At 59.1% G+C, this 26479-nt stretch carries 24 protein-coding genes; 13 read left to right on the forward strand and 11 right to left on the reverse strand.

Annotation, left to right across the window (positions count from 1 at the left end; translation table 11 throughout):
* Positions 1–119: 119 nt before the first annotated feature.
* A complete protein-coding gene (locus JJ917_01355) occupies positions 120–731 on the reverse strand; it encodes a glutathione S-transferase family protein (GenBank protein ID MBO6697456.1) in 612 nt (203 codons plus the stop codon).
* A gap of 119 nt (positions 732–850) precedes the next feature.
* Between JJ917_01355 and JJ917_01360 the strand changes: the two genes are divergently transcribed.
* The 4 genes from JJ917_01360 (at position 851) to JJ917_01375 (ending at position 4773) form a co-directional block, all read left to right on the forward strand.
* Entirely contained in the window at positions 851–2053 is a 1203-nt protein-coding gene (locus tag JJ917_01360; protein MBO6697457.1) for a pyridoxal phosphate-dependent aminotransferase, read from the forward strand.
* A gap of 157 nt (positions 2054–2210) precedes the next feature.
* On the forward strand, positions 2211–3230 hold the full coding sequence (msrP, locus tag JJ917_01365; protein ID MBO6697458.1) for a protein-methionine-sulfoxide reductase catalytic subunit MsrP: 1020 nt from the start codon (positions 2211–2213) through the stop codon (positions 3228–3230).
* Between the two features lie 144 nt (positions 3231–3374).
* Positions 3375–4136: a hypothetical protein gene (locus JJ917_01370; protein MBO6697459.1), complete on the forward strand. Its 762-nt coding sequence runs from the start codon at positions 3375–3377 to the stop codon at positions 4134–4136.
* A gap of 19 nt (positions 4137–4155) precedes the next feature.
* Positions 4156–4773 carry a LysE family translocator gene (locus tag JJ917_01375; protein MBO6697460.1) on the forward strand — a complete coding sequence of 206 codons (618 nt, stop codon included), beginning with the start codon at positions 4156–4158 and terminating at the stop codon, positions 4771–4773.
* A 7-nt stretch (positions 4774–4780) separates the two neighbouring features.
* Here the strand turns inward: JJ917_01375 and JJ917_01380 are convergent, their stop codons facing one another.
* The 4 genes from JJ917_01380 to JJ917_01395 form a co-directional block, all read right to left on the reverse strand.
* Positions 4781–6094, reverse strand: a complete 1314-nt coding sequence (locus JJ917_01380; GenBank protein MBO6697461.1) for a cation:proton antiporter — start codon at positions 6092–6094, stop codon at positions 4781–4783.
* 523 nt (positions 6095–6617) lie between these two features.
* Positions 6618–7511, reverse strand: a complete 894-nt coding sequence (locus JJ917_01385) for a LysR family transcriptional regulator (protein MBO6697462.1) — start codon at positions 7509–7511, stop codon at positions 6618–6620.
* A 130-nt stretch (positions 7512–7641) separates the two neighbouring features.
* Entirely contained in the window at positions 7642–8610 is a 969-nt protein-coding gene (trxB, locus tag JJ917_01390; protein MBO6697463.1) for a thioredoxin-disulfide reductase, read from the reverse strand.
* Between the two features lie 164 nt (positions 8611–8774).
* Positions 8775–9749, reverse strand: coding sequence for a mitochondrial fission ELM1 family protein (locus tag JJ917_01395; protein ID MBO6697464.1), 975 nt, complete (start codon positions 9747–9749; stop codon positions 8775–8777).
* 113 nt (positions 9750–9862) lie between these two features.
* Between JJ917_01395 and JJ917_01400 the strand changes: the two genes are divergently transcribed.
* The gene (locus tag JJ917_01400; GenBank protein ID MBO6697465.1) at positions 9863–10330 is read left to right on the forward strand and encodes an Lrp/AsnC family transcriptional regulator; all 468 of its coding nucleotides are present in this window, start codon (positions 9863–9865) and stop codon (positions 10328–10330) included.
* A gap of 4 nt (positions 10331–10334) precedes the next feature.
* Here the strand turns inward: JJ917_01400 and JJ917_01405 are convergent, their stop codons facing one another.
* Positions 10335–10706: a VOC family protein gene (locus JJ917_01405; protein ID MBO6697466.1), complete on the reverse strand. Its 372-nt coding sequence runs from the start codon at positions 10704–10706 to the stop codon at positions 10335–10337.
* Positions 10707–10820: 114 nt separating this feature from the next.
* Here JJ917_01405 and JJ917_01410 point away from each other — a divergent pair, with 114 nt between their 5' ends.
* The gene (locus JJ917_01410; GenBank protein ID MBO6697467.1) at positions 10821–11240 is read left to right on the forward strand and encodes a DUF2267 domain-containing protein; all 420 of its coding nucleotides are present in this window, start codon (positions 10821–10823) and stop codon (positions 11238–11240) included.
* Positions 11241–11282: 42 nt separating this feature from the next.
* Here JJ917_01410 and greA read toward each other — a convergent pair whose 3' ends face one another.
* From greA to JJ917_01425, 3 genes are all read right to left on the reverse strand, one after another.
* The gene (gene greA, locus JJ917_01415; GenBank protein ID MBO6697468.1) at positions 11283–11756 is read right to left on the reverse strand and encodes a transcription elongation factor GreA; all 474 of its coding nucleotides are present in this window, start codon (positions 11754–11756) and stop codon (positions 11283–11285) included.
* A gap of 88 nt (positions 11757–11844) precedes the next feature.
* On the reverse strand, positions 11845–15210 hold the full coding sequence (carB, locus tag JJ917_01420; protein ID MBO6697469.1) for a carbamoyl-phosphate synthase large subunit: 3366 nt from the start codon (positions 15208–15210) through the stop codon (positions 11845–11847).
* Between the two features lie 253 nt (positions 15211–15463).
* A complete protein-coding gene (locus JJ917_01425) occupies positions 15464–15877 on the reverse strand; it encodes a helix-turn-helix transcriptional regulator (protein MBO6697470.1) in 414 nt (137 codons plus the stop codon).
* A 461-nt stretch (positions 15878–16338) separates the two neighbouring features.
* On the opposite strand from JJ917_01425, the gene JJ917_01430 reads away from it, so the two are divergent.
* On the forward strand, positions 16339–17283 hold the full coding sequence (locus JJ917_01430; GenBank protein ID MBO6697471.1) for a zinc metallopeptidase: 945 nt from the start codon (positions 16339–16341) through the stop codon (positions 17281–17283).
* 33 nt (positions 17284–17316) lie between these two features.
* Here JJ917_01430 and JJ917_01435 read toward each other — a convergent pair whose 3' ends face one another.
* The gene (locus JJ917_01435) at positions 17317–17664 is read right to left on the reverse strand and encodes a hypothetical protein (protein ID MBO6697472.1); all 348 of its coding nucleotides are present in this window, start codon (positions 17662–17664) and stop codon (positions 17317–17319) included.
* Between the two features lie 308 nt (positions 17665–17972).
* Here JJ917_01435 and JJ917_01440 point away from each other — a divergent pair, with 308 nt between their 5' ends.
* Together JJ917_01440 and JJ917_01445 are read left to right on the forward strand one after the other, a co-directional pair.
* Positions 17973–19115, forward strand: coding sequence for an AraC family transcriptional regulator (locus JJ917_01440; GenBank protein MBO6697473.1), 1143 nt, complete (start codon positions 17973–17975; stop codon positions 19113–19115).
* A 214-nt stretch (positions 19116–19329) separates the two neighbouring features.
* Positions 19330–19785, forward strand: coding sequence for a MerR family transcriptional regulator (locus tag JJ917_01445; GenBank protein MBO6697474.1), 456 nt, complete (start codon positions 19330–19332; stop codon positions 19783–19785).
* Positions 19786–19840: 55 nt separating this feature from the next.
* On the opposite strand, the gene carA is transcribed toward JJ917_01445, so the two are convergent.
* Entirely contained in the window at positions 19841–21055 is a 1215-nt protein-coding gene (gene carA, locus JJ917_01450) for a glutamine-hydrolyzing carbamoyl-phosphate synthase small subunit (protein MBO6697475.1), read from the reverse strand.
* A gap of 393 nt (positions 21056–21448) precedes the next feature.
* On the opposite strand from carA, the gene JJ917_01455 reads away from it, so the two are divergent.
* The 4 genes from JJ917_01455 to JJ917_01470 all read left to right on the forward strand — a co-directional run bounded on the left by JJ917_01455 (position 21449) and on the right by JJ917_01470 (position 26474).
* A complete protein-coding gene (locus JJ917_01455) occupies positions 21449–21913 on the forward strand; it encodes a GatB/YqeY domain-containing protein (protein MBO6697476.1) in 465 nt (154 codons plus the stop codon).
* A gap of 33 nt (positions 21914–21946) precedes the next feature.
* On the forward strand, positions 21947–23785 hold the full coding sequence (locus tag JJ917_01460; protein ID MBO6697477.1) for a DNA primase: 1839 nt from the start codon (positions 21947–21949) through the stop codon (positions 23783–23785).
* A gap of 394 nt (positions 23786–24179) precedes the next feature.
* Positions 24180–26180, forward strand: coding sequence for an RNA polymerase sigma factor RpoD (gene rpoD / locus JJ917_01465; protein ID MBO6697478.1), 2001 nt, complete (start codon positions 24180–24182; stop codon positions 26178–26180).
* 9 nt (positions 26181–26189) lie between these two features.
* Complete coding sequence (locus tag JJ917_01470; protein ID MBO6697479.1) at positions 26190–26474, forward strand: transcriptional regulator; 285 nt, start codon at positions 26190–26192, stop codon at positions 26472–26474.
* The last annotated feature ends 5 nt before the right edge of the window (positions 26475–26479 follow it).

Below are 26479 nucleotides of genomic sequence, written 5' to 3' on the forward strand. Positions count from 1 at the left end.
GGAGTCCACCAAGCGCGTTGGGCGTCAGATGGCAATTTACCTTTGGTTTACGCTATGGTTAACCGGCGCATTACCGGGGCCGTGTTGCGGAAAAACACCAGAATTATGGTTAATTGCCGTTACGGCCGCCAGTCCATTGAGACATGGCCTGGCTGCGCACGCACCCGCTCCATCCAGGCGTTTGTGCGCGGGAAGTCCGAAAGGTCGAACTCGCCGTCGCCAGCCACGTGGGTGTAGGCATAAAGCGCGATGTCGGCGATGGAGTACTGGCCTGCGGCGAAGAACTCTTGGGTTTCCAAGTGCCGCTCCATGACGCCGAGTGCCTGGTAGCCACGCTCCCACCAATCATCGAGCATGTCGCGTTTCAGCTCGCGGCCACCCTTCATCAGCTTCAACCAGAAGCGTGCGACGGCAATGTAGGGTTCGTGGCTGTACTGCTCGAAAAACATCCATTGCAGCACTTCGGCGCGGCAGAACTTGCCCTCGGGCATCAGCGGCGTGTCTTCAGCCAGGAAGAACAGGATCGCGTTGGATTCTGAAAGCAGTTCGCCGGTTTCCAGCCGCAGCGCTGGCACCTTGCCATTGGGATTGAGGGCCAGAAATTCCGGCGTGCGGCTTTCGCCCTTCAAAATGTCCACGTCATGGATCTGAAACGGGATGCCAAGCTGCGCCATCGCCAACCGCAGCTTGTAGCAATTGCCTGAGTTCTGCATGGAATAGAGCGTGTGCATTGGGGCAATCCTTCAATCGCCGCGCACGGCATGGCCGATGCTTTGATCGGTCTGCTTGCACGCAAACCTTGGCGGGTCTAGAGCAGAGCCGCCTTCCACACTCGAAAAGGACCCTTACGATGGCTTTCCTCGCCGACTCGCTTTCCCGCATCAAGCCTTCCGCCACGATCGCGGTGACCAACAAGGCACGCGAACTGAAAGCAGCCGGTCGCGATGTGATCGGTCTGGGGGCAGGGGAGCCGGATTTCGATACGCCCGACAACATCAAACAGGCGGCGATTGCGGCGATCAATGAGGGCAAGACCAAATACACCGCTGTTGACGGTATTCCGGAGCTGAAGGCGGCAATCAGCGCCAAATTCAAACGCGACAATGGCTTGGATTATGACGCAAGCCAGATCACCGTCGGCACAGGCGGCAAACAGGTGCTCTACAACGCGCTGGTTGCGACCCTCAACAAGGGCGATGAGGTTCTGATCCCGACACCGTACTGGGTGAGTTATCCTGATATGGTGCTGCTCGCCGGCGGTACGCCGACCTTTGTCGAGACCTCGATGGAGACGAGCTTCAAGCTAACGGCCGAGGCGCTGGATGCGGCTTTGACCGACAAAACCAAGTGGTTGATCTTCAACTCCCCGTCCAACCCGTCAGGCGCGGCCTACAGCCATGATGAGCTGAAGGCGTTGACGGACGTGCTGCTGAAATACCCGAACTGCTGGATCATGACCGACGATATGTACGAGCATCTGGTCTATGACGATTTTCAGTTTGCCACGCCCGCGCAAGTCGAGCCGCAGCTTTATGAACGCACGCTGACGGTGAACGGCGTTTCCAAAGCCTATGCGATGACTGGCTGGCGGATCGGTTATGCAGGTGGTCCGGCGCACCTCATCAAGGCGATGGCGAAGATCCAGTCGCAGTCGACGTCGAACCCATCGTCGGTGTCGCAATGGGCGGCGGTCGAAGCACTGAACGGCACACAGGACTTCATCGCGCCGAACAATGCGACCTTCAAACGTCGCCGCGACCTTATGGTGTCCATGCTCAACCAGGCGGCTGGTATCAGCTGCCCGACGCCAGAGGGTGCGTTTTACGTCTATCCGTCCTGCGCTGGGACGATGGGCAAGACGGCGCCGTCGGGCAAAGTGCTGGAAACCGACGAGGACTTTGTGACCGAGCTACTGGAAACCGAAGGTGTGGCCGTGGTTCAGGGCTCGGCGTTTGGGCTCGGACCAAACTTCCGCATTTCCTACGCGACGTCCGATGAGGCTCTCGAAGAGGCCTGCATGCGCATCCAGCGGTTCTGTGGAAACTTAAAGTGACACCTCGAGGTGCCATCCCGGACAGTCCTTCGGACTTCCGGGATGGCGCTCGGATGTGGCGGCCTCCTAACGGCCTTGTGAGTGGACGGTGATGGGCTGTCCTCCTATCTGTTGAGCATCGAGCTCGCTTGAGCCAACAGATGAGGTGCGCAGGACCATGCTGATCCGATCGAAAAAACGTTGGGAGTTGCCCGAAAGTGCGGCAACGGCGGAGAGTGTCTATCTCAACCGCCGCGCACTGATGAAAGGCGCCTTAGCGCTTGGCGCCGTTGGCACCACATTGGGTGCGACGACTCGCGAGAGCCAGGCTCTTTTTGGGCTGTTTGAGGGCGAGGGCGGTAGCGAAGTGCCGTTGACGGTCGAAGGCGATCCGACAGCCGATCTTTATCCGGCCTTCACCAATCCAAGCTTTGCCGATGCCGGCAGGCCGCTGACCGATGAAATGGACGCGGCGACCTACAACAATTTCTACGAATTCGGCTCGCACAAGGGCATCTGGCGCGCCGCGCAGGACCTTGAGACCCGCCCATGGATGGTGACGTTCGACGGCATGGTGGAAGAAGAGCGGCAGGTCGATATCGACACGCTGATCCGTGCCATGAGCCTGGAAGAGCGCGTCTATCGCCATCGCTGCGTCGAAGCCTGGGCGATGACTGTGCCGTGGACCGGTTTCCCGATGCGCGATTTGGTTGCCTATGCCCGCCCGCTCTCGTCAGCCCGCTACGTGGTGATGGAGACCTTCAACGATCCGGACATGGCGTCCGGCCAGCGTCAGAGCTGGTATTCGTGGCCATACACCGAGGGGCTGACGATCGAAGAGGCAACGCACGATCTGGCCTTCATGGTGACGGGCGTTTACGGCAAGCCGGTCGCTAAGCAATATGGCGCGCCGCTGCGGCTCGCGGCTCCATGGAAATATGGTTTTAAGAGCGCCAAGAGCCTGGTGCGCTTCACCTTTACCGATCAACGTCCGTTGACCTTCTGGGAAGAGGCGAATGCCAATGAGTATGGTTTCTGGGCCAATGTGAACCCAGAAGTGCCGCATCCGCGATGGAGCCAGGCCACCGAGCGACTGCTCGGCGTTGAAGATCGCGTGCCGACGCAGATCTACAACGGGTATGGGCCGGAAGTGGCAGAACTTTACAGCCAGATCGAGGACCCGCGCCTCTTCATGTAGAACGGCCAGTTTCCTCCCAAGGTTCCCTTAGAAGGGCGCGTTCTGTGATTGTCACGGCGCGCCCTTTGCTGTTTGATTGCGGTGCGGTGCGCCGGAGGGCTTGGTGCGCGCCGTGTCCCGTTCATCCAGCATGGAGAAACCACCGTGACACGTCTTTTAGCCCTGCTCCCCTTGACCGCTGCGCTGCTTTTGGCGGCGTGCGATGATCAAAACGCCGACCAGGCGGAAGGGCCGGAGCTCAATGAATATGATTCGCCTGAGCCTGCTGCCCCCGCCCCAGAGGAAGAGGAGACGGCCGATGCGCCACCGACCGATTTGACGCCTGCCGAAGAGGCTGTCGATATCGTTCAAGACGCGGCGGGTGCGTTGACCAATCTGGCCGCTGAACAACTCAATCAGGTGACTGATGGCCAGCCGCTCGATGAGGCGGCTTCGGAGCTTGCCAGCGATGTCGTGACCTCGCTTAGCGAGCAACTCGACAATGCCAGCGAGGGCCTGTCGCAAGTGGCGAGTGACTTGGCAGGTGCTGCCAGCGAGACGGCTGACGCTGTGCAAGATGGCACGCAGGATCTCGCCAGTGACGCTGCATCGGCTGCGGGTGATGCGGTCGACGCGACGCAGGATGCGACGCAGGAGTTGGCGGCTGCCGCCGACGAGGCGATGACAGCTGACGTTGATTGGCAAAGCGCCTTTTCGCCGGATGTTCCCTATTACAACCTCTCCGAGGAGCCTGTGATGGCGTACACAGAACCCAACGGCTCGGAGGTCGCCGGAACGGTTGCGCCGGGCGGTGGCGGGTTTATCGAAACCTGCAACGAGTCGCTGGATTGGTGTCTGGTGCCGTTCGGTGAAGACGGGGAAAGCGGTTGGGTCGATATGTCGGCCTTTGGCGGTGTCGCCAACTGACCGCTAAAGGCCTTGCGTCATGACGCTTGAAACCATGCTCGCGCTGATCGGGGCAACCGCTGTTTTGGTGGCGATCCCTGGTCCCAATCTGGCGCTTTTCATCGCCAACACACTAGCGCATGGCTATCGCGCTGGCGCCGTTACCGTGCTTGGAACGGCAAGTGGGATCGCGGTTCAGCTGAGCTTAGTTCTGGTTGGTCTGGCCGCACTGTTGGCGGTTGCTGCCTCGGCGCTGGTCTGGCTGAAATGGGCTGGCGTTGCCTACTTGGTTTATCTTGGGATCGTGAGCTGGCGGCGGGCTGACGATGGCCTTGCCGCCCCCGAAGCGGTCAGCGCATCGAAAGCCAGGCTCTTCTTGCAGGGCCTGATGCTCTCCATCGTCAACCCGAAGACGCTGCTCTTCAACGTCGCGTTCATCCCACAGTTTGTGCGCGTGGAAGACGGCGCTAGCGGGCTATTGGTTCCGGCGCTGGTCTATCTGACGGTGATCCTGATCGGCGATCTGCTCTGGGTGGCGTTTGCAGGATCGGCGCGCCCGGCGATTATGCGGCTCGGCAAGCTGCGCCACAAACTCACAGGCGGGCTGTTCATGGCCTCGGGCATTGGTTTGGCTCTGGCACGGGTGGAACGCGGCTGACCGGCGTTCACTTTGATCGCGTGCGGTAATCTGGGTCCTCGGCCCGATAAGGGTGGTCCGGCTCATCTTCTTCCTCGGCGGGCAGCACAAATTTCGCCGCGAAGCCGTGCATGATGATCGACAGCAAAATGGTGATCGCCGCGACCCGCCAGATGGTTTCCATCTGCGTGAAGTCGGCATGGTTTTGGCCGTAGGCGATGTAGAACACCGTGCCCATGCCGCGGATGCCGAAAAAGGCCACCTTGAAGCGTTGAAGGTCTTCGCAATGGGTGCCCAGCAACGACAGGAAGCCACTCGCCGGGCGCACAAAAAGCAGGATTACCAGCGCGAGAGCCACTTCTACCCAGGTGAGGCCGGCAAGGCCGCCCGAGGCGATAAACATGCCGAACCAAAGGAGCATCAATGCCAGGAGGATCGATTCCAACTGGTCGGCACCGTGGTGTACATATTTCTCGTAGCGCGACTTCTCCGTTCCTCGGCTGTTGGCGCGGCCGGCGCGCGCTGCAGCGAAGACGGCGAGAAACCCGTAGGCGTCGAAAGTTTCGGTGATGCCATAGGAGATCAGTGTTGCTGCCAGCACCACCAGCATTGCGTTCCAACCGCCGTGTGAGGCATCACCAAAACGGCTGTAGATGACCTTTGAGATCACATGACCAATGGCATGGCCGATGCACCAGCCGGCGATGACGCGGTAGAGAAGATCGTAGCCGAACCATCCCCAAATCCACTGCGGGAAGCCATCGCCTGCATAGGCGAAGGTTGCTGCCGCGATCGCTAGGTAGACGAAGGGGAAAGCAAGCCCGTCATTGAGACCGGCTTCTGCCGTGAGCGCCACCTCCATCGGTTTTTCCTTGCGGCCAGGTGGGCCAACCTGGACGGATCGAGCCAACACCGGATCAGTGGGGGCAAGGGCTGCGGCGAGAAGCATGGCACTCGGCCAATCAAGTCCGACGACCCAATGGCCGAGCAGGAAAACCGCCACGATCGTCAGCGGCATGGAAATCAACAAAAGCCTGAAGGTCGGATTCCAGTTTTTCCAGCTCTCGCGCGTGTCGATCGCGAGGCCAGCTCCGGCCAGTGAGATAATGACGATGAGTTCGGCCGCATGCTCCACCACTTTCGCCGAAAGGCCACCAGCATTGGGGTCGATCGCTGGGATGCCCGCAAACGCCAATGCGGCGCCGATCAGGACGTAAAAGAAGGGGATATTGGCCAGCCGGAACTGCGACAAGCCTGGCTGAAATGTCAGGCCCAAAAAAGCGAGGCCAGCCACCATATAGACGATGTCGCGCGGGTCGAGACTGAAAGGCACAAAGTCCATGGACAATCGTAGGCACTGGATCCGAGAGGTGGCTTAACCCCTAACGCCCAAGGCCCACATTGGTTGCACTGGATTCCAGCCATAAAAAAACGCCGGGCGATCTGGTCACCATGAAGGTGTGATCAAGCCCGGCGTTTGGAGTTGAGGACGACGCGTCCGAGGGGTGGAGCGTCGTCTCGAGGGGAACAGCGGTCGGCGCAGGGAGGGACGCGCCTTCATGACCGTGTTGGAAAGATATCTAAGCGATTGCTGCCGAACCGCAATAAACAAGCTGGCATGTCAGTTATGCATCCAGCGCATGACTGACACATAGAATCCACAATTTCGCATAGCCCGCTGAAAACATTGCGGAAAAACCTCCACTTCATGTGCAGTGTTATACGTAAATGCCCTCATCCTCCTGTCGAGAGTCCAGCGCATTGGAGCGAGAGAAACTCGTCTCTAACGGCTTGAACCAGACGGAAAAGCATCGCGAAAGTTCGGCTTCAGAATCAAGATGGTCAAGAGCCTGCCCGGGGCGGCGTCAATAGTTCCAGCGGCGTGCGTTCGCCAGTAGGAAGTCGCGGAACACCATGACCCGTGCCGAGTTGCGCATCTCTTCGGGGTAGACGAAATAGGTGTCGAAGAAGGGCAGGGTTTCGCCCTCCAATTCAATTGGCACCAGGTTCTTGTCGTCCTCGACGATGTAGTCGGGCAGCATGGCGATACCAACGCCGCGCAAGCAGGCTTTGCGCAAGCCATAGACATTGGTGATGCGCACGTGCGCGCGGCGAGGGTTGTCTTCGTCGCGGCCGGCATTCTCCAAAAAGTTGATGTTCCGGAGATAGGGCGGCGCGGGGTAGCCGTAGCTGAGGATCACATGGTTATCGAGCTCTTCGACGGTTGTCGGCTGGCCGTGCCGCTTGATGTATTCCGGCGCGGCGTAGACGTGGAAATGCACGGTGAAGAGACGCCGCTGCACAAGGTCAGGCTGTGTCGGTTGGCGCAGCCGGATGGCCACGTCGGCCTCGCGCATCGACAGATCGAGCTCATCATCGTTGAGAATGAGTTCCAGCTGGATGCCGGGATAGAGCTCGCGAAAATCTTGCAGACGCGCCGTCAGCCAGGTCGAGCCGAGACCAACTGTGGTCGTGACGCGTAGCGTGCCGGTCGGTTGGTTCTTGGAGTCCGACAGACGAGTGCGAACGCGGTCAAGCTTCTGCAGAACCTCATGGGCGGTGCGATAGAGCAGCTCGCCTTGTTCGGTCAGCACCAGGCCGCGCGCGTGGCGGTGGAAGAGTTTGACGTTGAGGTCGGCTTCAAGCGCCGAAACCTGGCGGCTAACCGCTGACTGGCTCATGTGCAGCCCGTCGCCGGCGTGAGTGAAAGAACCGGCTTCAGCGGCGGCGTGAAAGATGCGCAGCTTGTCCCAATCCATCACCGCAGCGGTGTCGTCATGGACGATGATGCGGCCGGAGTTGGGCATGGGTCGTTTCCTCTCAAGGCTTGCTCACAGTGACCCCTAAGCAGCGCCTCGGCAAAACCCGATGCGGTGGCTTAAGGCGCGGCTATTCCGCGGCCTGCTGCAAACTTTCATGTTCTGCGAGATATTTTTCCGCTTCCAGGGCAGCCATACAGCCAAGCCCGGCTGCCGTCACGGCCTGGCGATAAATATCGTCGGTCACGTCACCGGCGGCGAAGATGCCGGGCACGCTCGTGGCGGTGCTGTCGGGCGCGGTCCAGAGGTAGCCATTGTCCTTTTGCTTCAGCTTGCCTTCAAACAAGCTGACAGCCGGCGCATGGCCGATGGCGATGAAAACACCGTCGGTCGGATGATCCATGGTCTCGCCGGAGACGGTGTCTTTCAGGTGCAGATGCGTGACATGGGCCGGGAAGCCGGTTTCTCCGCGAATCTCTTCAACCTGCTTGTTCCAAAGCACCTTGATCTTAGGGTGCTTGAGAAGGCGATCTTGAAGGATTTTTTCTGCACGCAGTTCGTCGCGGCGATGGATGAGCGTGACCTCATTGCAGAGGTTGGCAAGATAGAGCGCTTCTTCGACGGCGGTGTTGCCGCCACCAACGACAGCGGCATTCTTGCCGCGGTAAAAGAACCCGTCGCATGTCGCGCAGGCTGACACGCCGCCGCCCATGAAGGTCTGCTCGGACGGCAGGCCGAGCCATTTGGCCTGCGCGCCGGTGGCAATCACGATCGAGTCGGCGGTGTAGATCGTGCCGCTGTCGCTCTTACAAACGAAGGGGCGCTGCGTCGTATCGACATCGGTGATGATGTCTTGAACGAATTGCGTGCCGACATGTTCGGCCTGCGCCTTCATCTGTTCCATGAGCCAAGGGCCCTGAATGACATCGGCAAAGCCTGGGTAGTTTTCCACATCGGTGGTGATGGTGAGCTGGCCGCCAGTTTGGAGACCGGAGACGAGGACCGGTTCGAGCATCGCGCGGGCGGCATAGATCGCGGCGGTGTAGCCAGCGGGGCCGGACCCGATGATGAGAACTTTGGTGTGAAGCGTCTGCGACATGAGCGTGAGCCTTGCGGTCGGATTAAGTGCGCGGCACGGACTTGGTAGAGCAGTTTCTGGCCAGCGCGTTTCTAGCGCAAAAGATAGGCACGGTTGAGCCGGCTGCCAAGCGTTGGGACCAGCCGGTCACCGGGTCGTGATGGCTTATCCCCGGCTAAGGCGGGTCAGTGCCGCTCTTTCAGTCGTGCTCGGATGGCATCGGCGATCAAAGGCGTGGCGTCGATGGAGGGTTGTTCGTGCGCGAAATCGGCTGGTCCTGGGGCAGTGATGGCGCCGTCGCGTTCCATCGTATCGAGGAAGCGGATGAACTTTTTCGGCAAGCCTGCCGGACGAAAGACCATGATGTGTTTGCCGGTGGACAGGGCTTCGGAGACCATGTTGTGGCTGTCGCCGGTCACCAAAAACGCATCGCACGCGCCGAGCATGCCGGTGTAGGGGTTCTCACCCGTGCCATCCCAAACCCAAGTGTGGGGGTGGATCGCGCTGAGGCCCTCGGTAAGCGCTGATGGGGTGCGGCGCGATGGCGTGATGAGAACGCTGCCGGCGCCTTCGCTGGCTGTTCGTAACGCGTCCATCAGACGGTCTATAGTGGCTTGTTCATAGGTGACGCCCTTGCTCGCGCCACCAAGGAGAACGCCGAGCCAGGGGCGCGGATAGCGCGTGAGCTGCGCCCGCAGATTGCTTGCAGCCTTTGCCCGGCGTGCAGCGGTGTGGCCATGAGGCCCGGTCGCGGTGGTGATGACGTTCGGACCGCGCAATTTGTCGTGCTCAGGCACCCAAATGACGTCTGCCACGCCAGCGCCCGTGCGCGGGTCTTTGAGAAACACCGTCAGCGTCGCATCGCCCCAGGGCTTTTTGATGGCTTTCAGATAAGGCGCGGCGCGCCGCCCGGAGGCGAGCACCACATTCGGCGGTGTCAGGATTTCGGCCAAGGCCGCGTTGAAGGCACTGTCGCCTGCCGATGAACCAAACATGGCCGCCAGTGTGCTTGGCTTCACGGTGATTTCCTTAGCGGTCGCACCAAGCGCCTCGGCGACGCCGCGGCATTGAGCAAGATCACCCATTTTGCCGTCGGTCACAATGAGCACCCGCAGCCTCCCGGAGGTGCTCGCAATTTTGTCTGCTCGAAATTCAGCCATTTGCTCTGCTTGAAAGCCTGCCTTGAAGCTGTCAATCAAAGACTTGCGCAACAATGTTGCGCCAGCGGCATGCAAAATGACCGCGACTCGAGAAATGGCAAACGGGCCCGGTGATGAAGGCGCTTCTGGACGATATCGACTGGCACATTCTCACTGAGCTTCAGGGCGACGGGCGGATGACCAATGTCGAATTGGCGCGCCGCGTTGGAATTTCAGCGCCGCCTTGCCTTCGACGGGTGCGTGCGCTGGAAGAGGCTGGCCTCATCCGTGGCTATCGCGCGCTGCTGGATGAAAAGGCGCTCGGCTACGACGTGGTCGCCTACGCCATGGTTGGGCTGGTCAATCAGTCCGAGAGCGATCTGGTGGCCTTTGAGGCGCGGGTTGCGAGTTGGTCGATGGTGCGCGAGTGCTATGCGATCTCAGGAGACGTGGACTTTATCCTGAAATGCGTGGCGCAGGATTTTTCCGCTTTCCAAGCCTTCATCATCGAAGAGCTGACCAAAGCGGACAACGTCTCGACTGTGCGCACCGCTTTGACCCTTCGCCGGGTGAAGGATGCCGGTGTCGCGCCGATCGGATGACGGCTTAGACGTGTTGGTCGACGAGGATCGGATTGCCGTCCGGATCGATCACGACGAAGCTTCCTGGGCCGCTGCTTGATTCATCAACTTCTGATTCAAGTTGAAGGCCTTTGGCTTTCAAAGCTGCCTGTATCTCTCTGACATCCTTGAAGTTCTCAAGGTTCTTGGCATCCTGGTTCCAGCCGGGATTGAAGGTCAGCATCGGTTTGTCGAACATACCTTGGAATAGGCCGATTATGGTGTCGCCGTTTTTCAGGATCATCCAGCCTTGGTCGGAATAGTCGCCCATGGTGGTGAACCCAAGCGCCTCATAGAAGACCTTGGATTTGGCCAGATCTTTGACTGGCAAGCTGATGGAAAAAGCGCCAAGTTCCATGGTTGGGTTTCCTTGTTGAGGTACTCGGCCATGCATTCTGGAATACATGTGCCGGTGGTCGATCCAGTTCGGACGCGGTTACGAGGGCGCAAAGACTAGAAGGCGGATTGTCCAGTGCCAATGCCACAAGCCTATCAACGCGCAGGTCAGGAGTATGACCGGTTGCTGGCTGAGCTTTGCGACAACCTGAACCTGGCAACGCGCAATCAGGCCTATACGGTTCTACAAGCGGTCCAGGTGGTTTTTCGTCGTCTGCTTTCGCCGACCGACGCGCTTCGTTTTGCCGGCCTGTTGCCAGCGGTTGCCAGGGCCATCTTCGTCGTGGATTGGAAGCCAAATGAGCACCGAAGCGACTTCGGATCGGAGGACGACCTCTACGAAGAGGTACGTGCCGTGCGCCGGAACCATAATTTTGCTGAGAGGAACGCCATTGGCGGAGTCACGCAGGTACTGCGCCGCCATATGAACCCGGTGGAGCTTGAGACGTTTCTGACTGATGCGCCTAACGGTGCGCGGCGTTATTGGTCTGGCTAATCAGACTGCTGCAGTTGCGCCGAGCGGAACCCGGTACCGGTGTTACCCGTAGCTGATCTTCAAGATCTCGAAGGCGCGTTTGCCGCCAGGCGCTGCCACTTCGACACTGTCGCCAACCTTCTTGTTGATCAGCGCGCGGGCAATCGGTGAGGACAGCGAGATCTTGTTCTGTTTGATGTCCGCCTCAACGTCACCGACGATGATGTAGGTTTTTTCCTCGTCGGTTTCTTCATCGACGATCAAAACCTTGGCGGAAAACTTCACCGTGTCGCCGGACATTTTTGCCGGATCGATAACGTCGGCGCGCGCAATGACGCTCTCAAGTTCGTTGACGCGGCCTTCATTCAGGCTCTGCTGCTCTTTGGCGGCGTGATATTCGGCATTCTCGGACAGGTCACCATGGGCGCGTGCCTCGGCGATCGCAGCGATAATGCGCGGGCGATCCTCAGCCTGACGGCGCTGAAGCTCCTCCTTCAGGGCTTCATACCCGGCAATGGTCATCGGAACCTTTTCCATGGGTCCTATCCTTCAAAACGATTGCGTGCGGCGAGAAGGCTCGCCGCCCAAGAGTGATTGGCTGCTTTTTGAGAAAATAAGCGGCCGCTTATGCCAGCGCTGACATATAATCCTGCAACGGTTTGACCGCAATGTCACCGGACAAAACCGCGTCGATCGCCTGGGCTGCGGCGTTAGCGCCAGCCACTGTGGTGTAATAAGGGACCTTTTGCACAAGCGCGGCCTGGCGCAGCGAGCGGGAGTCCTCAAGCGCCTTTTTGCCCTCGGTGGTGTTGAAGACAAGCTGGACATTGCCGTTCTTGATTGCATCGACAATGTGCGGACGGCCTTCGAGTACCTTATTGACGCGTTCAGTGGTGATGCCCTGGTCGGCGAGAAAACGTTGCGTGCCCGAGGTCGCCAAAATGTCGAAGCCGAGATCGACCAGAAGGCGGATGGCGTCGAGCGCCTTGGGCTTGTCGCTGTCGCGCAGAGACACAAAGACATTGCCAAGCAGCGGCACTTTTGATCCGGCCCCGAGCTGGGACTTCGCAAAGGCGTAGCCGAAGCTTGTATCGATGCCCATAACCTCGCCGGTCGAACGCATTTCCGGCCCGAGAATGGTGTCGACGCCTGGAAACCGGGCAAACGGGAAGACGGCTTCTTTGACCGCAATGTGTGGCAGGTTGCGATGTTGCGGCGCGCGGCCATAGGCGGTGAGCGTGGGTTCCAAGACTTCGCCGGCCATAACGCGCGAGGCGATCTTGGCAATCGGCGCGCCGACGGTCTTGGCGACAAATGGGACCGTGCGCGATGCACGCGGGTTCACCTCCAGCACATAGATGTCGCCGTTTTTGATGGCGTATTGGACGTTCATCAAGCCACCGACATTAAGCGCTAAGGCAAGCTTTTTGGTTTGGGTTTCCAGCTCATCGAGTGTGGCATCAGTCAGCGTGTGTGCTGGCAATGCGCAGGCTGAGTCACCGGAGTGGATGCCAGCTTCTTCGATGTGCTCCATGATGCCACAAACGGTCACGGTTTTGCCATCGCAAAGCGCATCGACATCCACTTCGACGGCGTCGGCCAGATAGCCATCGATGAGCACTGGGCTGTCGCCAGAAACGACCACCGCCTCGCGCATATAGCGGTCGAGGCTCGCATCATCGCGCACGATCTCCATGGCGCGACCACCAAGGACGTAGGACGGGCGCACCACGACCGGGTAACCGATTTCGGTGGTAATCTGCTTGGCTTCCTCGTTGGAGCGCGCAATGCCGTTGGGCGGCTGCTTCAAGCCAAGCTCATTGAGCAGCTTTTGGAAGCGATCACGATCCTCGGCCAGATCGATAGCGTCGGGTGAGGTGCCAAGGATCGGAATGCCAGCCTCTTGCAGCGCGTGGGCGAGCTTCAGCGGCGTCTGGCCGCCAAACTGCACGATCACCCCGTGCAGCGTTCCCTTGCTCTGCTCGAGCGTCAGGATTTCCAGCACGTCTTCGGCGGTCAGCGGCTCAAAATAAAGCCGGTCTGAGGTGTCATAGTCGGTCGAGACCGTTTCCGGGTTGCAGTTGATCATGATTGCTTCATAGCCGGCATCCTTCAGCGCGAAGGCGGCATGACAGCAGCAATAGTCAAACTCGATCCCTTGGCCGATGCGGTTCGGCCCGCCGCCTAGGATGACGACTTTTTTGCGACCCGATGGCTGCGCTTCATTGGCGGGAGACGCCCCCTCCTGCCCAAACGGGTTCTCATAAGTCGAGTACATATAGGCGGTCGGTGAGGCGAACTCCGCTGCGCACGTATCGATGCGCTTGAACACAGGGCGCACGTTGAGCGCCAGCCGGTGGGCTTTGACCTCAGCTTCGCTCTGGCCAGTTAGAGCGCCCAGCCGCGCATCGGAAAAGCCGTTGGCCTTGAGGTTGCGCATCCACTCGGCATTGTCTGGCAGGCCATGGGCCTTCACCCGCGCTTCCAGATCGATGATCTGCCGAAGCTGACCGATGAACCAGGGATCAATCTTGCAAGCGGCATGGACCTGTTCATCCGTCGCACCGGCGCGCATGACCTCTGCCACCTTCAAGAGCCTGTCCGGCGTTGGCGTGGAGATGGCTGCTCGGATGACGTTTTTGTCGTCATCGCCGCCCAAGCCTTCAATGTGCTGGTCGTCCAAGCCGGAGAGCCCAGTCTCCAGACCGCGCAACGCCTTTTGCAGGCTCTCGGTGAAGGTCCGGCCAATGGCCATCACCTCGCCGACAGATTTCATAGAGGTCGTCAAAACGGGGTCGGCGTCGGGGAACTTCTCGAAGGTAAAACGCGGGATTTTGGTGACGACATAATCGATGGTCGGCTCAAAGGCCGCCGGGGTCGCACCACCGGTGATGTCATTGTCGAGTTCGTCCAGCGTGTACCCAACGGCAAGCCGGGCGGCGACCTTGGCGATTGGGAAGCCAGTGGCCTTCGATGCCAGGGCGGAGGAGCGCGAGACGCGCGGGTTCATCTCGATGACGACCATGCGGCCATCTTCGGGGTTCACCGCGAATTGCACGTTGGAGCCGCCGGTTTCGACGCCGATCTCGCGCAGCACCGCCAGTGAAGCGTCGCGCATGATCTGGTACTCTTTGTCGGTCAGAGTGAGTGCGGGCGCGACGGTGATCGAGTCGCCGGTGTGCACGCCCATCGGATCGACGTTCTCGATGGAACAGATGATGATGCAGTTGTCGGCTTTGTCGCGGACAACCTCCATCTCATACTCTTTCCAACCGAGCACGGATTCTTCGATCAGCACCTCGTTGGTTGGCGAGGCGTCGATGCCGCCTTCAACGATCTGCAGGAATTCTTCACGGTTGTAGGCGATGCCGCCGCCTGTACCGCCAAGCGTGAACGACGGGCGGATGACGGTTGGCAGACCGACCATGTCGAGCAAGTTCAACGCTTTGGCGAGACCCTCTGGCGACAGTTCGCGGATCGGGTTGCCGGCGCGGTCGAGGATGGGATTGCCATCGGGGTCGAGCTTGTCGCGCAGTGAACCTTTCAGGGTTTCGCCGCGCGGGGTTTCCAAGCCGATCTTCATCATCGCTTCGCGGAAGAGCTCGCGATCTTCAGCCTTGTCGATGGCCTCGGCGGTGGCACCGATCATCTCCACGCCGAACTCGTCCAGCACGCCCATTTTGCGCAGTGAAAGCGCGCAGTTCAGCGCCGTCTGACCGCCCATGGTTGGCAGGATCGCGTCTGGGCGCTCCTTGGCGATGATCTTGGCCACAACTTCTGGCGTGATCGGCTCGACATAGGTGGCGTCGGCCAGATCCGGGTCGGTCATGATCGTGGCTGGGTTGGAATTGACCAGGATGATCCGATAGCCCTCAGCCTTCAGTGCTTTACAGGCCTGCGTGCCGGAATAGTCGAATTCACATGCCTGACCGATGATGATCGGCCCTGCGCCCACGATGAGAATGGACTGGATGTCGGTACGTTTTGGCATGGCGGTTCGGTCGGCTCGTGGTCAGGGGGAAGCTGGGAGTGGGCTTAGACGTGGTGGTTTTGGCTGGTGTGGCGCGCGCGTCCCAGCCGCGCATATGTGATCACGCATGGTGGCAGCCAGATCGGCGCATCAAAGGGGCTGAAACGGCTCTATAGAGACCAAGTGCGCGGTTGGAAAGGGATGGAGTGGCGGGCGGCCATCGAAGCTGTGGGCGGTGGCTTCACCATTGGTCGCAAGCCCAAGACGTCGTGGGTTAGTCGCTGCGCGTTTCACCGACCGGAAGCGGCGGAGGTCGCCCGGTGTTCTTGCCGTCATCGACTGTTTCGCTGGCACTTTGGTGCCCCCCATGGATCGCCGAGGGATGCAGGCCGTTTCGGTGCACCAAGGTGCGTGCGAATGGCGGTTCGCCAAGCACATTCCGACCGTCGAAATCGCTGACACCGGCTTCCAGGGCATAGCAGGCCAGGCGAACCGACTTGGGAATCGAGACGTGCTTGCCGCTACGGCTACCGGTCTCATAATACTGGATCATGCGCTTCTTCAGGCCCAGAAGGTCGGCAGCGTCCTTCTGCTTCAGCCCCAGGCGCTTGCGCCACTCGCGAAAGGCCTCCGCTGGCATCGGATTGGCATCATCGTCCTGAGTTTTTTTGCCGGATTTGTCAGCCATTCCCAATCCACTGAGTCGCACTGTGTGCGCGAAAACATGCACTGAGTGCATTTTTGCTATTGTATAAGGTGCACAATGTGCATATACCATTCGATAAAGCGTACTGAGTGCGCCGGGTCAAGCCACGGCTCGTGATACCAATGGTCATGGTTCACGCGCCCAACAATAAGAAAGGATGCGCCATGTTGACGGATATGATTGTTCACCGCTCAATGGTTGAACCGCGTCGTCCGGATTTGCATCGTCACGCAACATTCTCGTGCTCTTGGCATGCGATTATGCGGTATGTCGGCATAGACTGGTAAGTTCCGCCGTTCTCCATCTGTGTTTTTGAAACGTGCCGCGTTTAGGATCAGGTCCTAGCGCGGCGTTTTTCGTTGTTGCGCGGCCATTGGCCTTGCTCTTGGCCAATGGGGTTGGCAGTTTGCCGCCAGTATTGATGACAAAGGACACTCCCCGGCATGCGTTGGCGAAATATGAGACGCAGCACTAAGGTGCGCGATTTACGGCGTGCCTCGCGCTCTCCAAGCGGAATGGGCGGGTCCCGCATGCGCATCCCGTCCGGACGGCGGGTGCGTATTCCCTCCGGGCGTGGATCGCGCGCCGGCGGCGGGCTTGGCCTTGGCGGCATCGTTGTCATAGTGATCATTGCTTGGGCGCTTGGGATCAACCCGCTGACCCTGCTGACCGGCGATACAACGGGCGGCGGCGGGCAGTTTTCGCCCGCGCCGCAGCAGACAAGCGAGCCCTTTAATCCGGGGCAGGGCGATGAGCTGGCTGACTTTGCCTCGCGCGTGCTTGGCGACACGGAAGATGTATGGGCGGTCAAATTCGATCAGCGCAGTATGCGCTACGAGCCGCCGACGCTGACGCTGTTTTCCGGGCAAGTTCAGTCGGCCTGCGGTTTTGCCAGCTCCGCCAGCGGGCCGTTCTATTGTCCGCCCGATCGTGGAGTTTTCCTCGACCTGTCGTTCTTTTCAGAGCTGTCCCGTCGGTTCGGGGCGCCTGGCGATTTCGCGCAAGCTTATGTGATCGCTCACGAGGTGGGTCATCACATCCAGAACCAGCTCGGCATTCTGGGTCGCTTCAATGAAGCGCGCCGACGGATGTCCGAGCGCGACGCCAACGCCATGTCGGTGCGGGTGGAGTTGCAGGCCGATTGCCTGGCAGGTGTCTGGGGCCATGATGCGGCCGCGCGCGGTCTTTTGGAGCGTGGCGACCTTGATGAAGCGTTGAATGCGGCCAGCCAGATTGGTGATGATACGATGCAGCGCCGTGCGCAAGGCTATGTGGTGCCCGAAAGCTTTTCGCACGGGACGGCGGAACAGCGCATGCGCTGGTTCAGCGTCGGTTTCGAAAGCGGCGATATGGGCCAATGTGACACATTCGAGGCTGGGTCCCTGTAGAGACGGCCTGCTCGGTTGGTTCGAGAAGGATCGTCAGCTTGCGAACGTGGTGGCAGCGTGAACGTCGTGCCACACCCACACGCCAGCCAGGCACCGTCCATCGCCGGCATCATCGTCGATGGCGCCTAGAACGCGGGTATAACTGAACGGCTCGGCGTTGCGGACCATGTTCATGCAGCGCCATTGATGCAGTGTGCGTTCGCTGCAAATCGTCTCATAGAGCTCGACCAGCGAAGCCAAATGGGCCGGGTGGACGATTTCATCGAGCCACTGACCGGCGGCGATTTTGCCACCCAATTCGAAATGGTTGGGGCCGGCCACCAAAACCTGAAAGGCTGCCGCACTCTTGCCGCGATGTTGTTTTTCAGAACGACCTAACATTCCGAAACCTGGATGATCCAGAGGAGCGCCAAGGGCGGCAAGTGCCTGCAGCGTCGGCGGTTTTCTGTCGCTTGAGGCGTTATGCCAAGCGTCTGAAAATGCCTTCAGGGGCGTTTCTGCCAGGGTCGTTGAGGTCATGACGTTCCGGTCCACTCAGACTGGTTTACCGCGAGCCTGGCATAGCATCGCCGCCTCGTTGCGCGGCCAAGGTCCGAACAGAAAAAAGCATGGCGCAATAGCATTGCTTCGGAATTGTCTCAACATGCCGTATATTTATCTTTCGAGCACGCTTCCCCGATGGCGGTGGCGTGAAGCACGGGTTGTGGATGGCCAAGGACGCATTGCCCCCTGCTGACAGAGACAACGACGCGCACACACCCTCGTCGACCGCAGACCCTCGCGTGCAAACGGATGGCAAATATGACTGGGAGGCCGACGCCGACCGGTTCCTGATCCATGCCCGCGCACTGGCTGGGCTTCTTGCTCATGCTGAAAAGCAAGGCCTGTCATCGGCAGTCATGACCGAAGAGTTGGCGAAGTTGCGCCTCAACGATGTGCGCTCAGATTCCTTCGATGGGTTCATCAGTATGAACCGGTTCGCCAAGCTGATGCGACGGATCGGCAAGATACTGAACGATGAAGCCATCGGTTTGCATGTTGCCGATCACATCGATCTTGGATCGATGGGAGCGTTTGGGATGGCTGTTGTCAGCGCACCCAATCTTGATCAAGCGCTTCAGGTGCTTTGCCGCTATATGCGGCTTTATGCCGACGTCTCTTTCGCCGCGACGGTCATCGGAGAGCAAGAGGTTGAATTCGATTGGGCCTATTCGCCACTTATCGCCGCGCGCGATGTCTTGTGTGACCGTGCGGCGCGCCTATTCAAGGTGCGAATGCGTGTCCTTTTCGGTGAAGCCTGGGAGCCGAGGCGGGTATATCTGCAACGACCGAAGCCGAAGGACCTTCGCCCTTATCGGCAAGCCTTATGCAGTAATTTGACCTTCGACGCCCCGATAAACCGGATTGTGCTCCGTCGCACGGACCTTGACCTGCCTAATGTTCATGCGGATGCCAACACCCATGAAATCGCAATCGCCTTGGCCGAACGCATGATGGCCGAGCGGCGGATCCCGGACGATCTCTCGATCCGTGCGCGCGAGGACATTTTGCACCATTTGGCCGATGAAGGGCCCAATATGAACGAAACGGCACGGCGGCTCGGCACCAGCCCGCGCAGCCTACAACGGCGGCTGGAAGAGCTTGGCACGACGTATCAGCGGCTCAGCGATGATGTTCGCAAGGCCCTTGCCGACGAGCTTTTGAAGCAGACGACATTGCCGATGGGTGAAATCGCGTTTCGTTTGGGATTTGCCAATCAGGCCAATTTGACCCGTGCGTCGAAGCGCTGGTTTGGCCTGTCGCCGAGGCAGGTGCGGGCGCAAGAAACCTGAGATTGTTATACTATACAACTTTGGTCGAATAGTTGGCTTTACGCTTAGGACAAGTTTTTGACGTCTGCGGAAAAGCGCAAAGACGCGAAGGCCCGTAAAGGAAACTTACCGCACAACCCTTCACGTTGCAGATCCGTGCGCTACCTCCTCAGGTAGTACCGCTCGCGGGTTTATGTGGGATTGTTGCATTGCCTTCAAACTTGGAGAGTCCAACATGCGTTGGTTTTTTGACACGTCGCACGCTGTAAGCGCATCGGCTGAGTTGGCATCGGGAAGCGATGTCGCAGAGCTGGATCGCCCCGGCTCGGATCAAGCCGAGCAGTCGATCTCGCAAACCGCCGAAGCATTCGGCGTGACCATGCGCACCTTGCGCTTCTATGAGAGCAAGGGGTTGTTGCAACCGCGCCGTATTGGAAATCGCCGGTTTTACAACGAAGCGTGCCGTGCACGCTTGCGGTTGGTGCTGAAGGGTAAGGCGATGGGCCTCGGTCTGGATGAAATTGGCGAACTGGTTCAGCTGGTTGAGAGCGAGCTGACCGACAGCGAACGCGCCAGCGCTGTCCGTGCCTTGTGCGAGCGTCAGCGCGACATGCTTTCCGCGCGTCGCGACGTCATCGACGAACAGATTGCCGAGACCGACCGCGTGATTGATGGGCTGACGTCGCTCTAACAATCGTAAGCCGCTTGACCAGAGCCCTAACGCGCGGCCAGTTTTGGGCAGAGCCCTAACGGGCGGCCATATGGTCGATAAACCGATCGAACAGATAATGGCTGTCACGCGGCCCCGGCGATGCTTCAGGGTGGTGTTGGACTGAGAATACCGGCAGCGTCTTGTGGCGCAGTCCACAATTCGATCCATCAAATAGCGATGTATGCGTTGCCTCGACTGTATCGGGCAACGTGTCGCCATCCACCGCAAAGCCATGGTTCATGGACGTCACTTCGACCTTTCCGGTGGTGTAGTCCATCACCGGATGGTTGGCGCCATGGTGGCCCTGATGCATCTTTTTGGTCTTGGCACCAACGGCCAGCCCCAAGATCTGGTGCCCGAGGCATATGCCGAACATGGGCAGTCCGGTTTCCATCAGTTTTTGGATTGTTTCGACCGCATAGGTTCCGGTTGCCGCCGGATCGCCAGGACCGTTGGAAAGAAAAATGCCATCCGGCTTGAGGGCAAGAATGTCGTCCGCACTTGTTGAGGCCGGCATGACGGTGATTTTGCAGCCCCGGTCGGCGAGCAGCCGCAATATGTTGCGCTTCACGCCGAAATCGATGGCCACGACGTGACGAACGGTATCGGTCGCATCGCCAAAGCCTTCTGAAAAAACCCAACTGGTTTGGCTCCAACCCTCAGGCTGTTCGATGGTCACGTCGGGCACCAAATCCTGATCCACCAAGCCTGGCCAAGCAGCGCTGTCAGCCGAGAGAGCGGCCATATCGAACACGCCATCCGGCGCATGGGCGAGCGCTGCGTTGGGCATGCCATGCTCGCGAATGTGCGCCGTCAGGGCGCGCGTATCGATGCCGCAAAGCCCAATGATGCCGCGTGCCTTTAGCCACGCATCCAGATGCTGCGTGGCGCGCCAATTGGACGGATCAGTGACATCGGCTTTGACGATAAGGCCACGGGCGCCGACAAACTCTTCGCTTGGTGGAAGTTGTTCCTGGTCTTCGCCGTTGGTGCCGACATTGCCGATATGGGGGAAAGTGAAGGTGATGATTTGGCTGGCATAGGACGGGTCTGTCAGGATTTCCTGATACCCGGTCATGGCGGTGTTGAAGCACACCTCACCAAGCGCCGATCCGGTAGCGCCAAACCCAAAACCCTCAAACACGGTGCCATCGGCCAACACCAAGCGGCCGGTTTTCAGGCGTGGCGCCCAGGCAGGTGATGCATGGCCAGGTTCGTGGGTTGAACTGATCAGTGTTTCGGCGGTCATCGGTTTCTTTCCAGGGCGGTGTGGCAAGCTGACTAGGCATGAAAAAATGACCGGTCAGCCCTGCACCAAATGGGGAGGTGATATGGCTTGCAATTTGGCGCCGAGCTCTTACATCAGCGCGCTCGTCACATTGCAAGCCAATGGCAACTCAATGCTTGCCGGTTTTCACGCCGGCTCGGGTTTTGGGCGTTTGCTACGCCGCTCAACCGCAACTGTAAACTCCACCGTCCATCGCAGGTGAACGCTGTGTTGGGGCTGTGGAAAAGGAAATGATGCTTTGCTTCAGGACGCGCCTGCGCTAACTTTGTCGGTGTGTCAGTTTGTTGAAGACGCGGCGCCGACCGGTGCTCGCTGACTGAAAATTCAAAGCATTCAACATTTTATGGGATCTCCATGCGTGATACGCTCAATGACAGTTTGAAAGATGCCGTGAAGGCGAAAGACAGCCGTAAGGCCTGTACGCTTCGTCTCATCAACGCTGCCATCAAGGACCGCGACATTGCGATGCGGACCAGCGGGTCGGAGCGTCTGTCGGACTCGGGCATTCTGGATCTGCTTGCCAAGATGGTGAAGCAGCGTGAAGAATCGCACCGGCTTTATGAAGAAGCTGGCCGGCTTGATCTGGCGCAGCAGGAAGCTGATGAGATCGACATCATTCGCACCTTCATGCCACGCCAATTGAGCGAGGATGAGGTGAGCGAAGCCGTGGTGAAGGTCATTGATGAGACCGGCGCGGAAGGTCTGCGCGACATGGGCAAGATCATGAGCGCTTTGAAGGCGCGTTTTCCTGGCCAGATCGATGCCTGTAAAGCATCCAGCCTTGCCAAGCAGCATTTGTGTGCCCCTGCCGCCAGCTAACGCACCGCGCCAGCGGACGGGATAGGTGCGCCCATGATCCGCTTTACCGATGGCTTTCTATCGACCATTCGCGATCGCATCCCGCTGTCCGACATTGTCGGGCGGCGGGTGTCGTGGGATCGCAAGAAGTCGCGTCCGGCCAAAGGCGATCATTGGGCGTGTTGCCCGTTTCATGGCGAAAAGACACCGTCATTCCATGTGGATGACCGCAAGGGCCGCTACCATTGTTTTGGGTGCTCGGAGTCAGGCGATCATTTTCGTTTTTTGATGGAAATGGATGGACTGAGCTTTCCCGAGGCGGTCGAGCGTTTGGCAGGCGAGGCGGGCATGGCGATGCCTGCGCCCGACCCGGAAGCGGCGCGCCGCCAAAAAGTGCAGTTGAAGCTGCACGATGTTCTGGAACTGGCTGCCAGCTATTTCGAGCGGCATTTGCACGCGCCTGAGGGGCAGCATGCGCTGGCCTATGCGCTGAAGCGCGGGCTCGACGCAGATATCCAAAAAACCTTTCGCATTGGCTTTGCCCCCGATCGTCGCGATGGGATGATCAGTTTCCTGACAAGCCATGATGTGCCCGTCGGCGATATGATCGATGCGGGGCTGGTCATTGCGCCGGAGGATGGTGGGCGCGCGCCATATGACCGCTTCAGAGGGCGGTTGATGGTCGCGATCGAGGACCAACGCGGTAAGGTTGTCGGCTTTGGCGGGCGTGTGCTTGGCGATGGCGAGCCGAAATATCTGAACTCCCCAGAGACCGATCTCTTCCGCAAACGCGAAATGGTGTTCAACGCCAAGCGCGCGCGCCAGGCCGCGCACCAAAATGGTCGGCTGATTGTCGTGGAAGGCTATATGGACGCCATCGCGCTTCACCGTGCTGGCTTTCAGGAGGTTGTGGCCTCGTTGGGCACGGCGATGGGTGAAGAACAGATCGCGCTGATGTGGCGCTTCACCGATGAGCCGGTTGTGTGTTTCGACGGCGATGGGGCAGGGGAGCGTGCTGCCCATCGCGCCATTGACCGCGCCTTGCCTATGCTCAAGCCCGGCAAGAGCCTGAAATTTCTGTTTTTGCCCAAGGGTATGGACCCAGATGATTTCGTCAGTGCGCGTGGGGCCGACGCTTTTGAAGCTGAATTGTCCAATGCGTTGCCAATGATCGAGGCCTTGTGGGCGCGCGAGACGGCCGGGCTCGATGTTTCAACACCTGAGCGCATGGCAGCGTTCCAGACCGGCCTGTCGCGCCTTGTCGCTGGGATCGAAGATGCGACCGTGCGGCAGCATTACGATCAGGCTTTGAAGGACCGCTTTTACGCGATGCGACGGGCGCTGCGCCAGGCACAGAATCCGCAAGGCTCGCGACCGGCAGGCCCGGGCCGGATGGCCGGATCATCGGAGCCGATGGGCGCAAAGGCCCGCACGGCGCCAAAGCTTGTCACGCCGGAGATGCAACTGCTCGCCTTGGCGCAGCGCTATCCCGATGAGGCTATGCGTTTTGCAGACCGCGATGTGTTTTCGCTCTGTCAGGACGAGGCTTTGGCGCGCCGGCTTGAGACCGCCTTGCAGGGTGAGGGGACGGTTGGAGATCAGACAAGCCTAGAAGCCTTACCATTCCCTATTCTCAAACAAGAGGCGAGTCCGCGCTTTATCGGCATGTTGTTCGCCTTCCTGTTCGCCAGGATGGAGCTGCGCTGCATTGAAGCGGAAGCGGCCTCGACCTTGTCGCTGGAGCCTGAATCCATGAGCGAAGCGGCGATGGAACGGTTGGTTGCGATCCAGAATGAGGCTCGCTCAATGCAAGCTCAAATTGACGAGCTGGAGCGGCAGCTTGATGAGGAGGCGAGCATGATGCGTAGCCTTAACGTCAAGACGGCGAGCTAGCTGACTGAGGTTTTCGCCAAAAAAGCACGAAAAACCTGCCGTAAGCGTCCTTTTTGCCGGTTTTGGGTGGTTGCGTCGGCGGACCAATTGCCTACATAAACTGGTGCGCGACACAGCGGGCCGACCAAACGCCATGGCGCTCCATTTTTCGACACGCGCAACATCCGGCAAACTTGTATCTGCAAGGGCGCCTCTAAACCGAACGCCGTCGATCACCTTGTGATGGGCGGTTGCTTTGTGTCGTCCTGATGTCTGGTCAGTGCGCAAAGTGATGGTTAAGAGCCGCTTTACGCCGACGCCTTACACTGCGTGCGCAGATGTACGATTTTTCCTAGGCGCGAGCTGCGCGAGACTGCGCCGCGTCGTACGATCCTGATCAGGAGTTGCTTGCCATATGGCTGCAAAACAGGCTGAAGCCAAAGTTTCGAACGAAGGCGCCGACGCGCCCCTTCTCGATCTCAATGATGCCTCTGTCAAAAAGATGATCAAGGCCGCCAAGAAGCGCGGCTTTGTCACCTATGACGAGTTGAATGCGGTGCTGCCGTCCGATCAAGTTGCTTCGGAGCAGATCGAAGACACGATGGCCATGCTCAACGATATGGGCATTAACGTCGTCGAGGCCGAGGAAGCCGAAGAGGCTGCCGAAAGCACGTCAACCGCTGTTGCCGAGACAACCACTAAGGCCGTTGCCACCACGACCAAGCGCGAGCCCACAGACCGCACCGATGATCCGGTGCGTATGTATCTGCGCGAAATGGGCACGGTGGAGCTTCTGTCCCGCGAGGGCGAGATCGCGATCGCTAAGCGGATTGAAGCCGGCCGAGAGGCAATGATTGCGGGCCTCTGCGAAAGCCCGTTGACCTTTCAGGCCATCATCATTTGGCGCGACGAACTGAACGAAGAAAAGGTTTTACTTCGCGACATCATCGATTTGGAAGCGACCTACGCTGATCCGGAAGGCAAGGGCGTGACACCGCCTCCGCCGACCAATCCGACCCATAACCGTCCAGGCGGGCCAAACGCGCCTGCACCAAGTTCGGCAGCACCCAAAGCGGCCAATGACGACGCGCCGGACGGAGAGAACACGGACAGCGATGATGACGAGGATGATGATGACGAGGACGACATCAACCTCTCGCTCTCTGCTATGGAAGCGGAGCTGAAGCCGAAGGTCGTTGAGATTTTCGACAGCATTGCCGACAACTACAAAAAACTTTCCAAGCTTCAGGACGTCAATTTGGATGGCAAGGCTGGTTCGTCTTTGACGCCAAGCCAGGAACGCCGCCTTGAGGGCCTGAAGAACGACACGATCAAGGCGGTGAAGAGCCTTCAGCTCAACAACAACCGCATTGAGGCGTTGGTCGAGCAGCTCTATTCGATCAACCGCAATTTGGTGTCGATGGAAAGCCGTTTGTTGCGTCTGGCTGAAAGCTATGGTGTCGATCGCACGGAGTTTTTGAAGACCCACCAGGGCTCGGAACTTGACGCCAACTGGGTACGCCGCGTCGCCAATCTGGCTGGTCCCGGCTGGAAGCCGTTTATCGCGGATGAAAAAGAGACCGTGAAGGAAATTCGCGGTGACATCCGCGAGCTTGCAACGCAGGCTGGCCTTGATGTGGGTGAATTCCGCCGCATCGTGAACAAGGTGCAGAAAGGCGAGCGCGAAGCGGCAATTGCCAAAAAAGAGATGGTGGAAGCCAATCTGCGCTTGGTGATTTCGATCGCGAAAAAATACACCAACCGCGGTCTGCAGTTCCTCGATCTCATCCAGGAAGGCAATATCGGCCTGATGAAGGCGGTCGACAAGTTCGAGTATCGCCGTGGTTATAAGTTCTCCACCTACGCCACGTGGTGGATCCGTCAGGCGATCACCCGTTCGATCGCCGACCAGGCGCGCACCATTCGCATTCCGGTGCACATGATCGAGACGATCAACAAGATCGTGCGGACGTCGCGCCAGATGTTGCACGAAATTGGTCGTGAACCGACGCCCGAAGAGTTGTCGGAAAAGCTTGCCATGCCACTTGAGAAAGTACGCAAGGTCCTGAAGATCGCCAAGGAACCGATTTCGCTCGAGACCCCGGTGGGTGATGAAGAAGATAGCCATTTGGGCGATTTCATCGAGGACAAGAACGCCGTTCTGCCCATCGATGCGGCCATTCAGTCGAACCTGCGCGAAACGACAACGCGGGTTCTCGCCTCTCTGACGCCTCGCGAAGAACGTGTGCTTCGTATGCGCTTCGGTATCGGCATGAACACCGACCACACGCTTGAAGAGGTTGGTCAGCAGTTCTCGGTGACGCGCGAGCGTATCCGCCAGATTGAAGCCAAGGCGCTGCGCAAGCTGAAACACCCAAGCCGCTCGCGCAAACTGCGCTCGTTTTTGGACAATTAAAGGCCCGCCATGTCGTTTTTGAAGAAGCTTTTTGGTGGTGGTGATAGTTCCGGCGGTGCGCCCAAGGTCGCAGCGCGGGAGACCTACAAGGATTTCATCATCGAAGCGGCGCCTATGGCTGAGGGCGGGCAGTACCGATTGCGGGCCTTCATCGTCGAAAGCGAAGCAGACGATGCTCGCCGCGCGACCGTCATCCGCGCTGATCTCTTTACCTCCTCTGATCAGGCCGCCGAGTTTGCGGTCATGAAAGCTAAGCAGGTGATCGATGAGCAAGGATCAGCAGTCTTCAACTGAGCTTG

This window comes from Hyphomicrobiales bacterium, from assembly GCA_017642935.1.
GTDB lineage: Bacteria > Pseudomonadota > Alphaproteobacteria > Rhizobiales > MH13 > MH13.